General features: G+C 67.2%; 14 protein-coding genes. 7 read left to right on the forward strand and 7 right to left on the reverse strand.

What is annotated here, in order from left to right:
• Positions 1 to 99: 99 nt before the first annotated feature.
• Positions 100 to 270 (reverse strand): CsbD family protein, encoded by a 171-nt coding sequence (locus tag NQ204_RS10295; protein ID WP_116863265.1) that lies wholly within the window; start codon positions 268 to 270, stop codon positions 100 to 102.
• A 161-nt stretch (positions 271 to 431) separates the two neighbouring features.
• On the opposite strand from NQ204_RS10295, the gene NQ204_RS10300 reads away from it, so the two are divergent.
• Together NQ204_RS10300 and NQ204_RS10305 are read left to right on the forward strand one after the other, a co-directional pair.
• Complete coding sequence (locus NQ204_RS10300) at positions 432 to 1,019, forward strand: TetR/AcrR family transcriptional regulator (RefSeq protein ID WP_256643812.1); 588 nt, start codon at positions 432 to 434, stop codon at positions 1,017 to 1,019.
• Positions 1,020 to 1,111: 92 nt separating this feature from the next.
• Entirely contained in the window at positions 1,112 to 1,612 is a 501-nt protein-coding gene (locus tag NQ204_RS10305) for a hypothetical protein (RefSeq protein WP_116863267.1), read from the forward strand.
• Positions 1,613 to 1,750: 138 nt separating this feature from the next.
• Here the strand turns inward: NQ204_RS10305 and NQ204_RS10310 are convergent, their stop codons facing one another.
• Positions 1,751 to 2,644 carry a LysR substrate-binding domain-containing protein gene (locus NQ204_RS10310; protein WP_256643813.1) on the reverse strand — a complete coding sequence of 298 codons (894 nt, stop codon included), beginning with the start codon at positions 2,642 to 2,644 and terminating at the stop codon, positions 1,751 to 1,753.
• An 84-nt stretch (positions 2,645 to 2,728) separates the two neighbouring features.
• Between NQ204_RS10310 and NQ204_RS10315 the strand changes: the two genes are divergently transcribed.
• Positions 2,729 to 3,508, forward strand: coding sequence for an NAD(P)H-dependent oxidoreductase (locus NQ204_RS10315; protein WP_256643814.1), 780 nt, complete (start codon positions 2,729 to 2,731; stop codon positions 3,506 to 3,508).
• 73 nt (positions 3,509 to 3,581) lie between these two features.
• Here the strand turns inward: NQ204_RS10315 and NQ204_RS10320 are convergent, their stop codons facing one another.
• A complete protein-coding gene (locus NQ204_RS10320; protein WP_256643815.1) occupies positions 3,582 to 4,655 on the reverse strand; it encodes an MBL fold metallo-hydrolase in 1,074 nt (357 codons plus the stop codon).
• Between the two features lie 104 nt (positions 4,656 to 4,759).
• Here NQ204_RS10320 and NQ204_RS10325 point away from each other — a divergent pair, with 104 nt between their 5' ends.
• Together NQ204_RS10325 and NQ204_RS10330 are read left to right on the forward strand one after the other, a co-directional pair.
• Positions 4,760 to 5,371, forward strand: a complete 612-nt coding sequence (locus NQ204_RS10325; protein ID WP_256643816.1) for a TetR/AcrR family transcriptional regulator — start codon at positions 4,760 to 4,762, stop codon at positions 5,369 to 5,371.
• Positions 5,372 to 5,500: 129 nt separating this feature from the next.
• Positions 5,501 to 6,508 (forward strand): aminoglycoside phosphotransferase family protein, encoded by a 1,008-nt coding sequence (locus NQ204_RS10330; RefSeq protein ID WP_256643817.1) that lies wholly within the window; start codon positions 5,501 to 5,503, stop codon positions 6,506 to 6,508.
• Between the two features lie 690 nt (positions 6,509 to 7,198).
• Here NQ204_RS10330 and NQ204_RS10335 read toward each other — a convergent pair.
• From NQ204_RS10335 to NQ204_RS10345, 3 genes are all read right to left on the reverse strand, one after another.
• Entirely contained in the window at positions 7,199 to 7,981 is a 783-nt protein-coding gene (locus NQ204_RS10335) for a helix-turn-helix transcriptional regulator (protein WP_116864736.1), read from the reverse strand.
• Positions 7,982 to 8,135: 154 nt separating this feature from the next.
• Positions 8,136 to 9,261 (reverse strand): peptide chain release factor 2 gene (gene prfB, locus NQ204_RS10340; protein WP_116864737.1). Its coding sequence is split into 2 segments (ribosomal slippage): positions 8,136 to 9,185 and positions 9,187 to 9,261, totalling 1,125 coding nucleotides; the frame shifts between segments, so codons are not numbered across the junction.
• Positions 9,262 to 9,411: 150 nt separating this feature from the next.
• Positions 9,412 to 10,311, reverse strand: a complete 900-nt coding sequence (locus NQ204_RS10345; RefSeq protein ID WP_207776496.1) for a LytTR family DNA-binding domain-containing protein — start codon at positions 10,309 to 10,311, stop codon at positions 9,412 to 9,414.
• A gap of 153 nt (positions 10,312 to 10,464) precedes the next feature.
• Here NQ204_RS10345 and NQ204_RS10350 point away from each other — a divergent pair, with 153 nt between their 5' ends.
• Together NQ204_RS10350 and NQ204_RS10355 are read left to right on the forward strand one after the other, a co-directional pair.
• Positions 10,465 to 11,670, forward strand: a complete 1,206-nt coding sequence (locus tag NQ204_RS10350) for an acyltransferase family protein (protein WP_256643818.1) — start codon at positions 10,465 to 10,467, stop codon at positions 11,668 to 11,670.
• Between the two features lie 73 nt (positions 11,671 to 11,743).
• A complete protein-coding gene (locus NQ204_RS10355; protein ID WP_256643819.1) occupies positions 11,744 to 12,718 on the forward strand; it encodes a phosphatase PAP2 family protein in 975 nt (324 codons plus the stop codon).
• A gap of 49 nt (positions 12,719 to 12,767) precedes the next feature.
• Here NQ204_RS10355 and NQ204_RS10360 read toward each other — a convergent pair whose 3' ends face one another.
• Positions 12,768 to 15,665 carry a DUF2135 domain-containing protein gene (locus tag NQ204_RS10360; RefSeq protein ID WP_256643820.1) on the reverse strand — a complete coding sequence of 966 codons (2,898 nt, stop codon included), beginning with the start codon at positions 15,663 to 15,665 and terminating at the stop codon, positions 12,768 to 12,770.
• Between the last annotated feature and the right edge of the window lie 134 nt (positions 15,666 to 15,799).

Genomic DNA, 15,799 nt, shown 5'->3' on the forward strand with positions numbered 1-15,799 from the left:
CACAGCGGGGGAGTTCTCGATGCATGTAGCGGAGCTGCAGATGCCCTCGATTGAGGGCACCCGGATGCCGCGTGTGGGGCGCGGCGGTATTTCAGTGACTCAGTGGCGCGCGTCATCCTTGGCCTTGCCGGCAGCGCTCTGCACCTTTCCAACGCCCTTCTGTGCTTTGCCTTCAAGTTCCTGCGTCTTGTTGCCGGTGACCTTGCCGGCCACTTCCTTCACCGTGCCCTTGACCTGGTTCTTGGCACCTTCGGTACGATTCTTGTCCATTGCAGAACACCTCTATTGAAAGCCCGGGATGGGGGCTTCGATCCTGCGGGCGCGTGGGTGGCGTGTCAGTGAAAGAAGCGCGAGCGCCATCCTCACGATGATAGCGCCAGGCCATGCCTGGCGGATTTGACAGTCAGCCTACCAACTAGTAGGGTGACTCCATGAAAGAACCGCTCTCTCCCAAAGCCCACGAGATCCTCGCCCACGCCCGTTCGCTGCTGGAAGCCGGCGGCTACAACGGCTTCAGCTACGCCGACGTCTCGGCACGGGTGAACATCAGCAAGGCCAGCATCCATCACCACTTCCCCAGCAAGGCGGATCTTGTGCGGACGGTGGTGGTGCTGTACCGGGCCGAGGCGCGCGAGGGCCTCGCACTGCTCGAGCGGCAGCTGGGCGACCCGCTGCAGGAGCTCAACGCCTACGTGGACTACTGGTCCAGCTGCATTGCCGGCGGCACGTCCTCGTTCTGCATCTGCGCGATGCTGGCGGCGGAGGCGCCGATGATTCCGGCTGAGATTGCCGATGAAGTGCGCGGCCATTTCGAGGATCTGAGCGGCTGGCTGGCGCTGACCCTGGAGAAGGGTGCTGCGACAGGCCAGCTGCGGCTGCAGGGTTCGGCCGCGGACGAAGCCAAGGCGTTCATGTCATCGGTGCACGGCGCGATGCTCGCCGCGCGCGGTCTGGGTGATGCGGACACGTTCGCGGCGCTGGCGCGCCTGGCCATCGCGCGGGTCAGCGCGGCGGCCTGAGATTTGTGTGATGGGCCTGCGGCAGCGCAGGCCTTCTTTTTACCCTTTAATGCCTACCTACTAGTAGGTTCAGTAATCATCGGAGATTTCCCATGGCACACCCCCTGTCCACCTTCGGCGCGATCCACACCGCCGTCAGCCTGATCCCGGTCCTGGCCGGCCTGTACGGCTTCATCCGCAATCGCGCGATCGACCCGGCCACGCGCTCGGGCAAGCTCTATCTGCTGGGTCTGGTACTGTCGGTGGCGAGTTCGTTCACTGTGTCGAGCACGGGCGGATTGAACCCCGGCCATGCGTTCGGGGTGATCGTGCTGCTGGTCGCCTTCGGCGGCTTGCTGGCGGGGCGGTTGCGCTTTCTCGGCCGCTTGGCGCCTTACCTGACGACCTTCGCGCTGTCCTTCAGCTTCCTGCTGTCGCTGGTGCCGGGCACCAACGAGACGTTGACCCGCTTGCCGGTGGGCCACCCCATTGCCGCCGCGCCGCTGGCGCCGGTGGTGCTGCAGGTGTTGCTGGGCTGCGCGGTGGTGTTCGTGATCGGCTTCGCCGCGCAGTGCTGGCGCATCCATGCGCGCAACAAGCACGCGCGGGCCTGATGCCATGAGGCTGCGGCTGGGTGAAACGCATCGAGGAGATGCGCGGTGATCCATTCTTCGCTGCCCTTGGCATCGATCACGTGGCATCTTTGTAGCGGTCGATCCTGGTTGACGGGCAGCGCCAACCAAGGCTGGCCTCTACAGGGCTGCCAAACGCTCCCGCAGCCATCGATGCGCGGGGTCGCGATGCACGCGCTCGTGCCAGAACAGCATCATCTCGAATCCCGGCACGTCGATCGGTGCCTCCACCGCCTTCAACGCAGGGTCAGCCTCCACCAGGCGCGAAGGCACCATCGCAACCAGGTCGGTGCGTAGCAGGGCACTGCGCAGGAACAGGAAGTGCGGCACCGACAGCACGACCTCGCGCCGTGCACCGACATGTGCCAGCGCGCTGTCCGTGTTGCCATGGAAGCCGCCGCCGTCGGGGGACACGATGGCGTGCTGCAACGCGCAGAACTGCTTCAGCGTCGGTCGCCGCTTCAATTTCGGATGGTCGCGCCGTCCAGCGAGAACATAGCGTTCCTGGAACAGCGGACGCTGGTGCAGTGACGGCGGCGCTTCCGACGCGATGTGGATGGCAAGGTCGATTTCACCACGCTCGCCCTGCGCCACCATCTGCGCCGGCGCCAGGCTGACCACCGCCAAGCGTGTGCCCGGTGCGGCATCGCGGATGCCTGGGAGTGCAGGCAGCACCACGGTGGATTCACCGAAGTCCGACGCCATGATCCGCCAGGTCTGCTGCGCGCTGGCCGGATCGAACGCCTGCACGGGCGCGACGGTGCGCCGGATCGCATCCAGTGCGTCGGCCAGTGGCTCGCGCAGCGCCTCGGCGCGGGCCGTGCGGCGCATGCCACGCGAACCCGGCAGCAGCAGCGGGTCATCAAACAGGTCGCGCAGCCGCGCCAGCTGGATGCTGACGGTGGGCTGGGCCAGATGCAGGCGTCCGGCCGCGCGGGTCACGTTCTGTTCTTCCAGCAGCGCCTGCAGGGTCACCAGCAGGTTGAGGTCGATGCGACGCAGGACATTGTCCATGGCAATGGGTGCAATTGCGGGAATTCATTTCAACTATAGCGCGATGCTGCCTATCGTCATCGGCATTCCCCACTGTGGTGACCCATGAACGTTCTGCTTGTCTACGCCCATCCCGAACCCACCTCGCTCAATGGCACGCTGAAGGACTTCGCCGTGCAGCGCCTGCAGGCGGCGGGCCATACCGTGCAGGTATCAGACCTGTATGCCATGCGCTGGAAGGCGCCGATCGATGGCGATGATCATCCGGGACGCGATCCGCAGCGCCCCTTCCATGCCTCGCTGGATTCGCGCGAGGCCTATGCCAAGGGCCGCCAGAGTGACGACATCGCCGCCGAACAGGAAAAACTCCGCTGGGCCGACGCGGTCATCCTGCAGTTCCCGCTGTGGTGGTTCTCGATGCCGGCCATCCTCAAGGGCTGGGTCGACCGGGTCTATGCCTATGGCTTCGCTTATGGGGTGGGTCAGCATTCGGACCACCACTGGGGCGACCGCTATGGCGAGGGCGCGATGGCCGGCAAGCGCGCGATGCTGGTGGTGACCACCGGTGGCTGGGAGTCGCACTACGCCGCGCGCGGGATCAACGGTCCAATCGATGATCTGCTGTTCCCGATCCAGCACGGGATCCTGTTCTATCCCGGTTTCGATGTGCTGCCGCCCCACGTGATCTACCGCAGCAGCAAGGTGGGCGAGCAGAACGTGGCGGACGTGCTGGAAGGGCTGGGCAGGCGATTGGATGGCCTGGCCAGTGACGCGGTGATTCCGTACCGCCGGCAGAATGCAGGGGACTACCTGATTCCCTCGCTGGAGCTGCGGCCGGGTCTGGCCGAAGGGGCTGCGGGTCTCGGCATCCACCAGGAAGGGTGAACGCCCGGGGACTCTAGTAGCCGTCGACCTTGGTCGACGGAGAGCGCCAACCAAGGTTGGCCGCTACCTGGGTTCAGCGTGAGGGTTCCCACCAGCGCGTACCCGCCACAGGCGCCTGCATGTCCAGCGCCTGGCCCATGATCGGCGTGGCCACGGGCACGTTCTTCGCCGCCGCCAGTGCGGTGATCCGCTCGAATGGCTGCTGCCATGCGTGCAGAGCCAGGTCGAAGGTGCCGTTGTGGATCGGCAGCAGCCATTTGCCGCGCAGGTCCAGGTGCGCCTGCAGGGTCTGTTCGGGCTGCATGTGCACGAAGGCCCAGCGCTTGTCGTAGGCGCCGGTCTCGATCATGGTCAGGTCGAACGGGCCGTACTTCTCGCCGATGGCCTTGAAGCCGTCGAAGTAGCCGGTATCGCCGCTGAAGAAGATGCGGAAGTCGCCGTCCTGGATCACCCACGAGGCCCACAGGCTGCGATCGCTGTCACCCAGGCCGCGGCCGGAGAAATGCTGGCCCGGCGTGGCGGTCAGGCGCAGGCCATTGGCCTCGGTCGACTGCCACCAGTCCAGCTGCTCGACCTTGGCGGCATCCACACCCCAGGCGATCAACTGGTCGCCCACGCCCAGCGGCGCGATGAAGCGCGCGGTTTTGCCGGCCAGCTGCATCACCGCGGCATGGTCCAGATGGTCGTAATGGTTGTGCGAGAGGATCACGCCGGCGATCGGCGGCAGGTCTTCAATGCTGATCGGCGGTGCGTGGAAGCGTGCCGGGCCCATCCACTGCACTGGCGAGGCACGCTCGGAGAACACCGGATCGGTCAGCCAGTACTGGCCGCGCAGCTTCAGCAGGATCGTGGAGTGGCCAAGCCGGAACAGGGTGCGATCCGGTGCGGCATCCAGTGCGGCGCGATCCAGCGCCTGCACCGGAATCGGCTGGGTGGGCACGGTGCCCTTGGGCTTGTTGAACATGAAGGCCCACCAGATCTCCAGACCATCACGCAGGCCCGTGGCGGGCTTTGGTAGAACATTGCGGAACTTGCCGTCGCGGAATTGAGGCGAGTCCGGGAAGCGGGGCAGGGACCACGACTTGCAGAAGGTATAGGCGGTCACGGCAAGGGTTCCGATCAGGAGGATGAGGAGCAGGCGCTTCATCGGGGACGTCCGCTGGGTACACTGAACAGTGTAGTTTCCGGTTTCAGAAAAGTACACCGGCCGGTGTAAAATGTGCGCAACTGTTCAGTTTCCTGGTTCCTGCCATGTCCCGTGCCCAGCAACGCCTGACCGACCGCAAACGCGAAGCCATCGTGCGCGCGGCCGTGGAGGAGTTCCGCAGTGCCGGCTACGAGGCGACCAGCATGGACCGCATCGCGGCGGCGGCCGGCGTGTCCAAGCGCACGGTCTACAACCATTTCCCCAGCAAGGAAGCGCTGTTCGGCCACATCCTCGAAGAGCTGTGGGAAAGCAGCATGGCTGCCGTCGTGCTGCCGTACCGCGCCGACCAGCCGCTGGACGTGCAGCTGCTGCAGCTGATCGGGCAGAAGCTGGACCTGCTGGGCGATGCCAACTTCATCGATCTGGCCCGCGTGGCGATGGCCGAGATCATCCATTCGCCCGAGCGTGCGCAGGCGATTGTCTGCCGCATGAGCGAGAAGGAAGGCGGCGTGAGCGCATGGATCCGCGCCGCCATCGCCGATGGTCGCCTGCGCGAGGTCGATCCGGAATTCGCCGACCACCAGCTGCAGGGCCTGGTGAAGGGCTTCGCGTTCTGGCCGCAGGTCACCATGGGCCAGCCGCCGCTGGGCCCGGTCGAACGGCGCAAGGTCGCCGATTCGGCGGTGGCGATGTTCCTGGAGTTCTACGCACGCTGAGCCCACGCACCAGCGACTTCGACATGGCAGCGCATCGCTGTCCACTGATGCAATGTTGTGACGGGATCGCCATCGAACCGACTTGGCCATCTGCGACACTGAGTTCGGATTCCACGGCAAGACCACCCCATGTCCTTTGCGTCGGCGCAGCAGATCAATGAAGTACTGCAGCAGTCCTACGGCATCACTGCCACCGCGGTGGTCCCGCGCGTCGTGGGTGCCGACGCCAACGCGAGCGTGTTCCGCATCGATGCGCGCGGCAGCCAATGGTGGCTGAAGTGCCGCAGTTACCAGGTAGCGCCGCAGGTGTGGGACGGTCTGCACTGGCTGCGCGGGACGCTGGGCATCGAGGAAATCGTGGCGCCGTGGCCGGCCATGACCGGTGGTGCGTCGGTGCAGCGCTGGGGCCTGCAGTTCACCCTGTTCCCGTATATCGAAGGGCAATCCGGATTCGAAGCGCCGTTGAGCGCGGTGCAGTGGCAGCGTCTGGGTGAAATACTCCGCCGCCTGCACACGGCTCAACTGCCCGAGGCGCTGGCCGAAGGACTGCCGCGGCAATCGTTGTCCTGCGAGGCACTGGGTACGGTAGGGCAATGGCTGCAGGAACCGGCGACGTTGCCCGCCGCGCAGGATCGCTGGGGACGTGCCTTCCACGCGGTGTGGGTGCGACAGCGCGTGCGCATCACCGCGCTGCACCGGCGTGCGCTGGCGCTTCAGCAGGCGCTGGCGGAGCGTGAGCCGCTGCTGCATCCCTGCCATACCGATCTGCACGCGGGGAACGTGCTGATGGGTCACGACGGGGCGCTGCACCTGATCGACTGGGATGGCCTGTCACTGGCACCGCGCGAACGCGACCTGATGTTCGTCGGGGCAGCGGTGGGCGGTCGTTGGGGGCGCGAACGCCCGCAGGGTTTTGCCGAGGGGTATGGCGATGACCTGGGCGATGCGCAGTGGATCGCGTGGTATCGGCATGTGCGCATCCTGGAGGATCTGGTGGCGTTCCAGCAGATGCTGATGGGCGTGGCGGGCGGTTACCGGCCGCCGCAGCAGCGTCGGCAGGCGCTGCATCACCTGGGGGAGTTGTTCGCACCGGGAAATGTGTTCTGCGCGGCAGAACGGGCTTACCGCGCGGTGTAGGGGTTCGGCAGGGCTGCGCCCTGCACGTGCCGAAGCCAGAGCAACGTCAACGTCAACTTCAGAAGCGGGCTTTCCGTGGGTTGGCGGGGTGGGTCCGGTTGAGGGGGACGCCGTAAATACGTCCATGTAGGCTTGGTCGCGGCTTGCTCGTGTGCGCTGTCCTGCGCACACGGCAAGACCAGGGTTGGGCGTCCTGCCCAACCCGCCCGAGGCATGCCTCGGGCCCATGCCGCTCACACCCCCTCAACCGGACCCACCCCGCCTTCGACAGTTCTCCGCGATCTGTCGGAACGGCGTTCTGCTCTGGTGGGTGCCGACCGTTGGTCGGCACGGGCTCGGATATCGATGTCTGACAGATGTGTCGACCAAGGTCGACACCTACCAACAGCCGCGCCCCAGTAGATCCACGCCATGCGTGGATGAATTCATTCGATATCTGACAGATGTGCCGACCAACGGTCGGCACCCACCAAAAGCAGCTGGCACCAACAGCAGCGGCCAACTGTCAGAGGCGGGGCGGTGTGGGTCGGCAGGACCGTTGGCGCCATGGATGGCGCCATCGAGCCCCCATGGACGGGTTTACGGCGTGTCCTGACCACCCACACCGCCCCGCCATCCCACGGAATGCCGCCCTTGATCTTGCTTCCGCTTCGGCAGGTGCAGGGCTGCAAGCCCTGCCGAACAAACCCCCTACTTCCGCGGCAGGTAGGTCACCAGCGAAAGATCGTGCCGGCTCTCCGGCACCAGCGCCACGTACTGCAGGTCCAGCAACCCGCGCGTGGGATGCATCAGCTTCTTCGCCCCCTCGTCGAAACGACGGACGTCATGCTCCGGCCACCACAGGCGGAACGGCTCACTCTTCGCCGAAATGTCCTCGGCCAGTGCCAGGAACGGCGCCTTGTCCGGCGCCTGCGCCATCGCCGCGCGGAACCCGGCCAGCAGGCCACGGCTCATCTCTTCCCAGTTGAGGATGCGCTCGCGGTAAGGCGCGTACAGGAACATCAACCAGAGCGTGTTGCGCTGGTTCGGCGGAAACTGGCTGTAATCCACGAACAGATCGGCGATGGCCGCGTTCCAGGCCAGGATGTCGAAGCGCGTGTTGCGCACGTAGGCCGGGATCGGCTGCATCGCCTCCACCAGCTGGCGCAGGCCGTCGGTCACGCTTTCGTCCGGCGATTCCAGCGGCGCGCCGTAACCGGACAGCGCGAAGGCATACGCGCGCTCGTCATCGCTCAGGCGCAGCACCGTGGCCAGGCGCTCGAGCACCTCGGGCGAGGCGCGCACTTCGCGGCCCTGCTCGATCCAGGTGTACCAGCTGACACTGACCCCGATGGCCAGCGCCACTTCTTCGCGCTTCAGGCCCGGGGTGCGCCGACGCCCGGCCGGCAGGCCAAGCGTGGCGGGGTCGACACGGGCGCGGCAGGCTTTCAGGAAGCCGCCCAGTTCCTTGCGTTCACTCTCGCTGCGCATCATCGCTACCGCCGCACGTGTTGTAGCGTCGAGCCAAGCTCGACGGATCTGCTACTGCGCCAACAGCAGCCGAGCATGGGCTCGGCTCTACCGGAAGCGTGATCAGCCGCCCTCGGCATTGCGCACGAGGACGATGACATCCGCGCAGGCGCGTCGATCAGGCATCGATGCGCTTGGAACCCACGGCCAGGCCGGCCTTCAGGCTGGCCTCGACGAACTCGTCCAGGTCGCCGTCGAGCACCTTCTGCGTGTCCGAACGCTCGATGCCGGTGCGCAGGTCCTTGATACGGCTCTGGTCGAGCACGTAGTTGCGGATCTGGCTGCCCCAGCCGATGTCGGACTTGGTGGCTTCCACCGCGTCCTTCTCGGCGTTGCGCTTCTGGATCTCCAGCTCGTACAGCTTGGCGGCCAGCATCTTCATCGCGTTGTCGCGGTTCTGGTGCTGGCTGCGGCCGGTCTGGCAGGCCACGACGATGTTGGTCGGGATGTGGGTGATACGCACCGCCGACTCGGTCTTGTTCACGTGCTGGCCACCGGCACCGGAAGAGCGGTACACGTCGGTACGCAGATCGGCCGGGTTGATGGTGATATCGATGTTGTCATCGATTTCCGGCGACACGAACACCGAGGTGAAGCTGGTGTGGCGGCGGTTGTCCGAATCGAACGGCGACTTGCGCACCAGGCGGTGCACGCCGGTCTCGGTCTTCAGCCAGCCATAGGCGTAATCGCCTTCCACGCGCAGCGTCGCCGACTTGATGCCGGCCACGTCGCCACCGGACACTTCCATCAGCTCGGTTTTCCAACCGCGCGATTCGCACCAGCGCAGGTACATGCGCAGCAGGATCTCCGCCCAGTCCTGGGCTTCGGTACCACCGGCACCGGCCTGGATGTCGACGAACGCGGCGGCATTGTCCATCTCGCCGGAGAACATGCGCTGGAATTCCAGCTTCTCCACGTGCGCCTGGTGCTTGTCCAGATCGGCGACCACGGCCAGGGCGGTATCGTCGTCCTGTTCGGATTCAGCCAGTTCCAGCAATTCGGTCGCATCGGTCAGGCCGTCGAGCACCGCGGCGATGCCGCCCACGGTCTTCTCCAGGCTGGAGCGTTCACGGCCCAGGTTCTGTGCGTATTCGGCGTTGTTCCAGACGTCGGGGCTTTCCAGCTCCCGCGTTACTTCTTCGAGACGCTCTTTCTTGGCGTCGTAGTCAAAGATACCCCCTGAGCGACACCACACGATCGGTCAGATCGGTGATGCGCTGGCGGACAGGATTCAGTTCGATCATGTCGGCGGTTATACAATAAATAGATGACTGCCAATCATACCGCAGGCCGCGGTTTCCGGCATGAGAGGGGCCGGACAGTAGAGTCGACTATCGCGCGCAGCGCGGGCTTCACCGGAACCTGAACGAACAGCAGTCGACTGACAGTCGACGCTACCCGCTGGCCCCACCCGCCCCGCCCAGCGCCTGCCGCAGCAGCGGCAACTGCCGCCGGCTGCACGGCACCTTCGCCCCGTCAGCCATGTGCAGCAGGGCCTCACCGCCGTCCAGCGGCTCGATCGAGCGCAGCTGCCCGCGGTGGATCAGCCAGCTGCGGTGCGGGCGCAGGAACACGGCCGGGTCCAGCCGCTGCTCCAGCACCGCCATGGTTATGCGCAGCGGGTAATCGTGGCCGCGCACCCGCAGGTTCACGTAGTTGCCGGCGGCCTGGGCGTACTCCACGTCACCGGTGGTCACCAGGAACTCCTTGCCCAGCTTGCGCACCAGGAAGTGCTGCGGGCGCTCAACCGGTTCCACCGGCGGGCCGTCGTCGGGCGGCGCCAGCAGGTGCGCCTCACCCTGCCGCTGGCGGCCGAACCAGGCCACCGCATGCACGGCAATCACCAGCAGGCTGTAGGTCTGCACGTCCTTGAAGAACTCGTAGAACCACTGCGCCGGCCAGTCGCCATAGGTGTAGTGCTGGCCGATCACGGCGAAGGCCAGCTTGCGCAGCAGGACCATGGCGCTGACGTGCAGCAGCCACCAGGCAATGCCACCCAGCAGATAGAAGCCGATCCGGCGGCGCCAGGTGTCGGCATGCAGCGGCCAGCGCCGCGCGGCGGCATGCAGCAGGGCCAGCAGGCCGAGGCTGGCCAGCGCACTGCTGAACTCCTCTATCGAGGTTGCCCCTGCTGGGAAGGCCTCACCGTCACGCAACGCCCGCATCCACTTCACCAGCACATTGGCGACCGCAGTACCCAGGAACAGCACCGCCCAGAACACGGCGGTCAGCCCTGGGCGATGCGGACGCTCTGCTGCTGGGACGGGCAACGCCGCCGGATCTCCATTCTTCATGCCGCCATTGTTGCCTATCCGGCCCTGCGCGCATCCGCCATTGGTCCCTGCCACCCCACCATTGGCCCCAGCGCGGCCGCCATTGCGCCCCTCCCGCTGGTGGCCAGGACCTGGCAGGCGGAGGCTGCAGCTTCTTTCCGATGCCCGCCGCCCATGCACCGTCGCCACGATCTGGACACCCTGCGCATCGCCGCCTTTGCGCTGTTGATCCTCTACCACGCCGCCATGGCCTATGTGGCCGGCTGGGATTTCCACCTCAAGAGCACTTACACCGCCGAGTGGCTGCAATGGCCGATGATCGCGATGAACCGCTGGCGGATGCCCCTGCTGTTCACCATCAGCGGCATCGCCCTGGGCCTGTCGCTGCCCGAGCACGGGCGGTGGCGGCACACGCTGCGCAGATGCTGGCGCCTGCAGCTGCCGCTGTTGTTCGGCATCGTCGCGGTGGTATCCCTGCAGGCCTACTACGAGGCCCTGGACAAGGGCGACGTGGCGCCGGGGCTGGCCCGGTTCCTGTGGCGCTACTGGCAGTTCCGGCCGTGGCCGGGCGCGCATTTCAGTGGCGCCGCCTATGGCTTTACCTGGAACCACCTCTGGTACCTGGCCTATCTGCTGCCCTACACCGTGCTGGCGGTGGTGCTGGCCAGCCTGCTGCGACCGCTGCGTGGGGCGCTGCCGCGCTGGCAGATCAGCGACCGTGTGCTTGGCGGACTGCTGCTGGTGTTGCCGGTGGCCTGGCTGGCCTGGGCGCTGCTGGTGTTGATGCCACACTGGCCGCCCACCCACGCGCTGCTGGACGACGTCTATGTGCACGCCGAGTCGCTGCCGCTGTTCCTCGGCGGCTTCATGGCCGCGCGCTGGCAGCGTGGCTGGGAGCTGCTCATGCGCGGGCGCCGGCTGACCCTGGCGCTGGCCGTGCTGGGGCTGTGCCTGGAACTGGGTATCCGAGCGCTGGCCCGCCTGCCGCACGTCGGCGACGTCGACGCCTGGGTACTGGCACTGCCGTGGGGACAGACCGAACGCATCGGCCGTGCGCTCTATACCTGGTGCATGCTGCTGGCCCTGTTCGGCTGGGCCCGGGTGCTGCTGTCCCACCCGTGGCCAGGCCAGGGCTATTGCCGGGAAGCGGTGTTCAGCTGGTACATCCTGCACCAGACCTTGTTGATCGCGCTGCTGTATGCACTGCGCCCGCTGCAGCTTGGCCCGTGGCTGGAACCTGCCTTGCTGGTGGCAGGCACCATCAGCGGCTGCCTGCTGATCCACGAACTGCTGATCCGCCGCGTGCGCTGGCTGCGCCCCCTGTTTGGCCTGCGCAACGACGCGTCATCGCTGCCCGTGGCACGTGTTGCGCCGGTGTAGAGCCGCGTCCACACTCGGCTGCTTTGGCTCAGCTCTACCGGGCCCGCTTACCAACGGATGATGAGGACAACGGATGTTCCAGACGCAGTGGCACCTGTGGTTGCAGCACACCTTCGACGCCGGCTGGTTCCTGTCGGTGATGCAGTTCATCAGCCTGCTCGGTTACGAGATGGCCTATACCGCGCTGATCCTGGCGTGTGCGTTTGGTGCACGGCTGCGCGCCGGCCTCTGCGTGATGCTGGCGGTGCTGCTGATGGCCTGCGTCACCCATGCAATCAAACAGAGCGCCGCCCTGCCCCGCCCCTCCGACGTAGATGCGGCGGTGCTGGACAAGGGCGAGCCATCGCACCCGTTCGTGGTGGATGGCGGCGGCCATACCTTCTGGGCACTGCCCGATGCGCAGGCCACCGCCATGCTGCGCGCCCAGCCGCACGCTGACTATGGCTTCAACAGCGGCCACGTGGGCATCACCACGGCGGCGGGTGTTGCCCTGCTGCTGGCGTTCGGCATCCGCCGCCGCTGGCTGCGCTGGACACTGGTGCTGGGCTGGCCCCTGCTGATGGCGATCTCGCGCATGTATCTGGGCCGGCACTTCCTGGCCGATGTGCTGGCCGGTTGGTTGATAGGTCTCGGCGTCGCTCTGCTGGCGTGGCAGTTGATGCCTGGGCTGCGTGGAGAACGGCGCTGGCAGCTGCCGGTGCTGCTGGGCCTGGGCGTGGCGTTGTCGTGGGCCTCGTTGTGGACGCCCCTGGTGCCGCTGGGTGAAGCCTCGCGCCTGCTCGCACTCGTCCTGCTGGTGGCGTGGCTGCAGTGGCGCGGTTGGCCGGCCGACCCGCAGGGCGTCGTGCAGCGGGTGCTGCGCGTGCTGGGCGTGGTGGTGGTCTACCTTTTGGCGCGGCCGGTCATTGGTTGGCTCGCAGACATCATTCCGCTGCCGGATGCGCCGGTTATGGCGTTGCTGTGGCACACCGTCGGCACGCTGCTGATCCTCGGTGGCGGCATTGCGCTGGCACGGTGGATTCCGCGCCAGCGCCGCACTCCGCAGTAGATCAACGCCATGCGTGACGTGGCTCTACCTCACTGGGCATGGCCCAGCGCTACCGCACCTCGAACTCGCCTACCAGCACGGTCTCCGCACGATCCTTCAATCGCAGGGTGACCATCTGGTCCTTCTGCTGCGGCGTGCCCCAATGCGTGGTCAGCCGCAGCATCAGGGTGGTCGCGCCGGTCACCAGCTGCTGACGGCTGCCGAAGTAGTTGGCCTCCACCTTGTACCGGCCGGGCTTGGCATCGCGCAGCGAGAACTGCTCCGGTCCATAGCCGCCGGTGAAGTCCTGCGACATCTGCCCGCCCTGGTAGGTCAGCCGGTTGCCGTAGTACGCGCGCTCGCCGTTGGGGTCGGTCACCCACAGGTCCATGTCGCTGTTGTCGGCATCCCAAGCCAGCACCACGCGCAGGTCGAGCGGCATGGCCTGCATCAGGCGTGGATCGATGCCGCAGGCATCGAGCTGCGGCCGGCTGCGTGACACCAGATTGGTCAGCTCATCCAGCGCGATCAGGGCGATGCCATCGAAGCGGCCATCCCACGGACGCACCACCACTTGGTACAACGGCTCCAGCGCCTGCTGCGGCTTGCCGGCCGCGACCAGCGCAAGGCCGAGATCGCGGAAGCTCTGCGGCTCTTCCTGCCCCATCGCCAGCACCTGTTCGAACACCGGCACGGCCAGCGCGGGCGCGCCGGCCTGCAGCAACCGGTAACCGAGCACGCGCAGCAGGTGGCGGTTGTCCAGGTCCATCTCGGCCAGGTTGGACAGCACGCGCAGCGCCAGATCGCGCTGGTTCTGCTGCAGCAGCAGATCGGCGACGTCCAGGAAAAACGCGCTGCTGTCGGCATGCGCGGCACGCTCGGCCAGGTAGCGGTCGTACAGCTGGGCCGGTGGGCCTTGGCGCAGGCGGCGCGCCACCGGCGAGTCCGGCTGCCATGCCGCCAGCTGGATGCCGAGCTGGCCGTTGTTCGCCGGCCCCGCCTCATCCGAGATCGCCGACCCGGTCACCGCGATGGCATCCAGGGATGTGGCGGCCGCCGGCGCCTGACGGCGTGCACGGGCGGTCTCCATCCGCGATTCGGCGACCATCGTCGGTGCGGGCGGCGGCGCAGGTGCGGCCGGTACGGGCGCGGCGAGCAGGGCCATCGGTGCACTGGCGGCCGATTCGCTATGGAGAATCTCCTTCGCCGCAGACGGCGGTGCCTGCTTCGGCCAGCTGCGGTTCCACCACTGCTGGCGCTCCTTCCACTGCGCAGCCACCTTGTCGAGCCTGCGGCGGTCCTCGGCTGCACGGTCAGCGACCTGGCGCGCATAGACGCGGTCATAGTCGGCGCGCAGCGTACCGGCCGGGCGGATCGCGTAGCGCAGGTAGTCCTGCAGGGTTTCCAGCACGATCAGCGAGGTATCCGGGCCCACCAGCCCGAACTGCTGCGACAGGCGCTGCATCGCTTCGAGGTTGCTGCGCCGGTCCACCGCCAGCTGCTGCAGGCGGGCCTGCGCCCACAGTCCCGCCAGCAGATCGCCATCGTCGCTGCGGGTGGTCGGCAGCAGCGCCTGCCATTCGCCCCCATCGACGCGCACGCGCATCGGCACGCCCTCGGCCGCCAGGCGAGCATGCAGCCACAGCCAGCCCTGCGCTTCACTGCGGCGATCGATCACTACGTCCTGCACGCCACGCCCGGCGTCAACCTGGATGTCCAGCGGCGCCGACAGCAGTTCGCGCGTGGCAGCCTGCAGGTCATTGCCCAGCGCCACGAAACGGCCGCCGTGGGCCTCGCTCCACCCACGCAGGCGGGTGACATCGGTGCGTGCACCGGCACTGCTGACCGCGAACAGGCGCTGGCCAGCGGCCAGTGTCAGCAGTGCTTCCGCGCCGTAGGTCAGCAGGCCATCACTGACCAGCAGGTATTCGCTTACGCCGGGCTGCGGCTGCCAGTTGGCCAGCGCGCTGGCGCCGTCCGGCCTGACCTGCTGCAGCGCCTGGCGCAGCGCGCTCCAGTCGCCCTTGCGGATACGGAACCGCCGCTCGGCCTCGGGGCGGTCGCGCAGCACGGTCAGTACCACGTTGCCCTCGCCCATCGCCGCGAAGTAGCGGTCCAGCAGCGCGAACTCCCGAGCGCGGTCACGCTGGCCGGCGGAACCGGAGGCATCCCAGAGCAGGCCAACCTCGCTCGGCACCGTGCGCGGCGCATGGTCGGCGGGCACTGGCAGCTGGGCCAGCAGGTAGTGGCCGTCCTGCCACTTCGCCACCTGCACCTGCGACTGGCGCACCGCAGGCAGGGTCCATTGCAGCTGTGCCGGCAGTTGCGCGCCACGCCCCTGCCAGTGCAGCTGCCCGCTCTGCAGGGCGAATGGCGCCTTGCCGGTGGTCGCAGCGCCTGCCACCTGCAGATCCAGCTTCACCGAGGCCGCACCTGCAGCGAACTGCAGCGGCAACGCCCATTGCCAGCCCTTGTCGGCGAACGCCAGCGGCTCACGCACCACCAGCTGCACGCGGCGGCTGCCGCCGGCCGGCAGCGGATACACGCGCAGGCGAAACTGGTTGCCCGCCGTCTGTTCCAGCAGGCCCGGGTCAACACCGCGGCGCGCGATCTCCTCGAAGACCTGGCGGCCGCGATCCTTCGGCACCGGCACCGCCTCGCGCAGCTCGCCATTGATGTCCAGCGCGAAGCCGCTGATCTGCTGGCCATCCCCCAGCGGGAACTGCAGCTCGCCTTCCAGCACGCGGCTGTTGGGATTGTGGAATTCCAGGGTGATGCGGGTCTGCGCGATGCCCGCCTGGACCTCGCCTTCGATGCGCGCCTCGCGCAGCTGGATCGGCTGTTCGGCGGCCGGGGCGATCAGCAGCGGCGTGCTGGGCTGAGGCCGCGCGTGGCGGGGCGATTGCGCGTCAACGGGCCAGGCCGCCAGCACCAGCAGGATCAGGGGGGCACAGCGGGCAAAGACCATGGCACGGCTCCAGTGGGATCGTGGACGGTTCAACGCACCAACACGGCAGGTGGGGTTACGGGTCGAACGTGGATGCACCCCGCCGGGCATGGCGCGGCGCAACCGCAGCGTGCGGGGCTCTGGTAGCGCCGGGC

The sequence above is a fragment of the Stenotrophomonas testudinis genome (assembly GCF_024499815.1).
Classification (GTDB): Bacteria; Pseudomonadota; Gammaproteobacteria; order Xanthomonadales; family Xanthomonadaceae; genus Stenotrophomonas.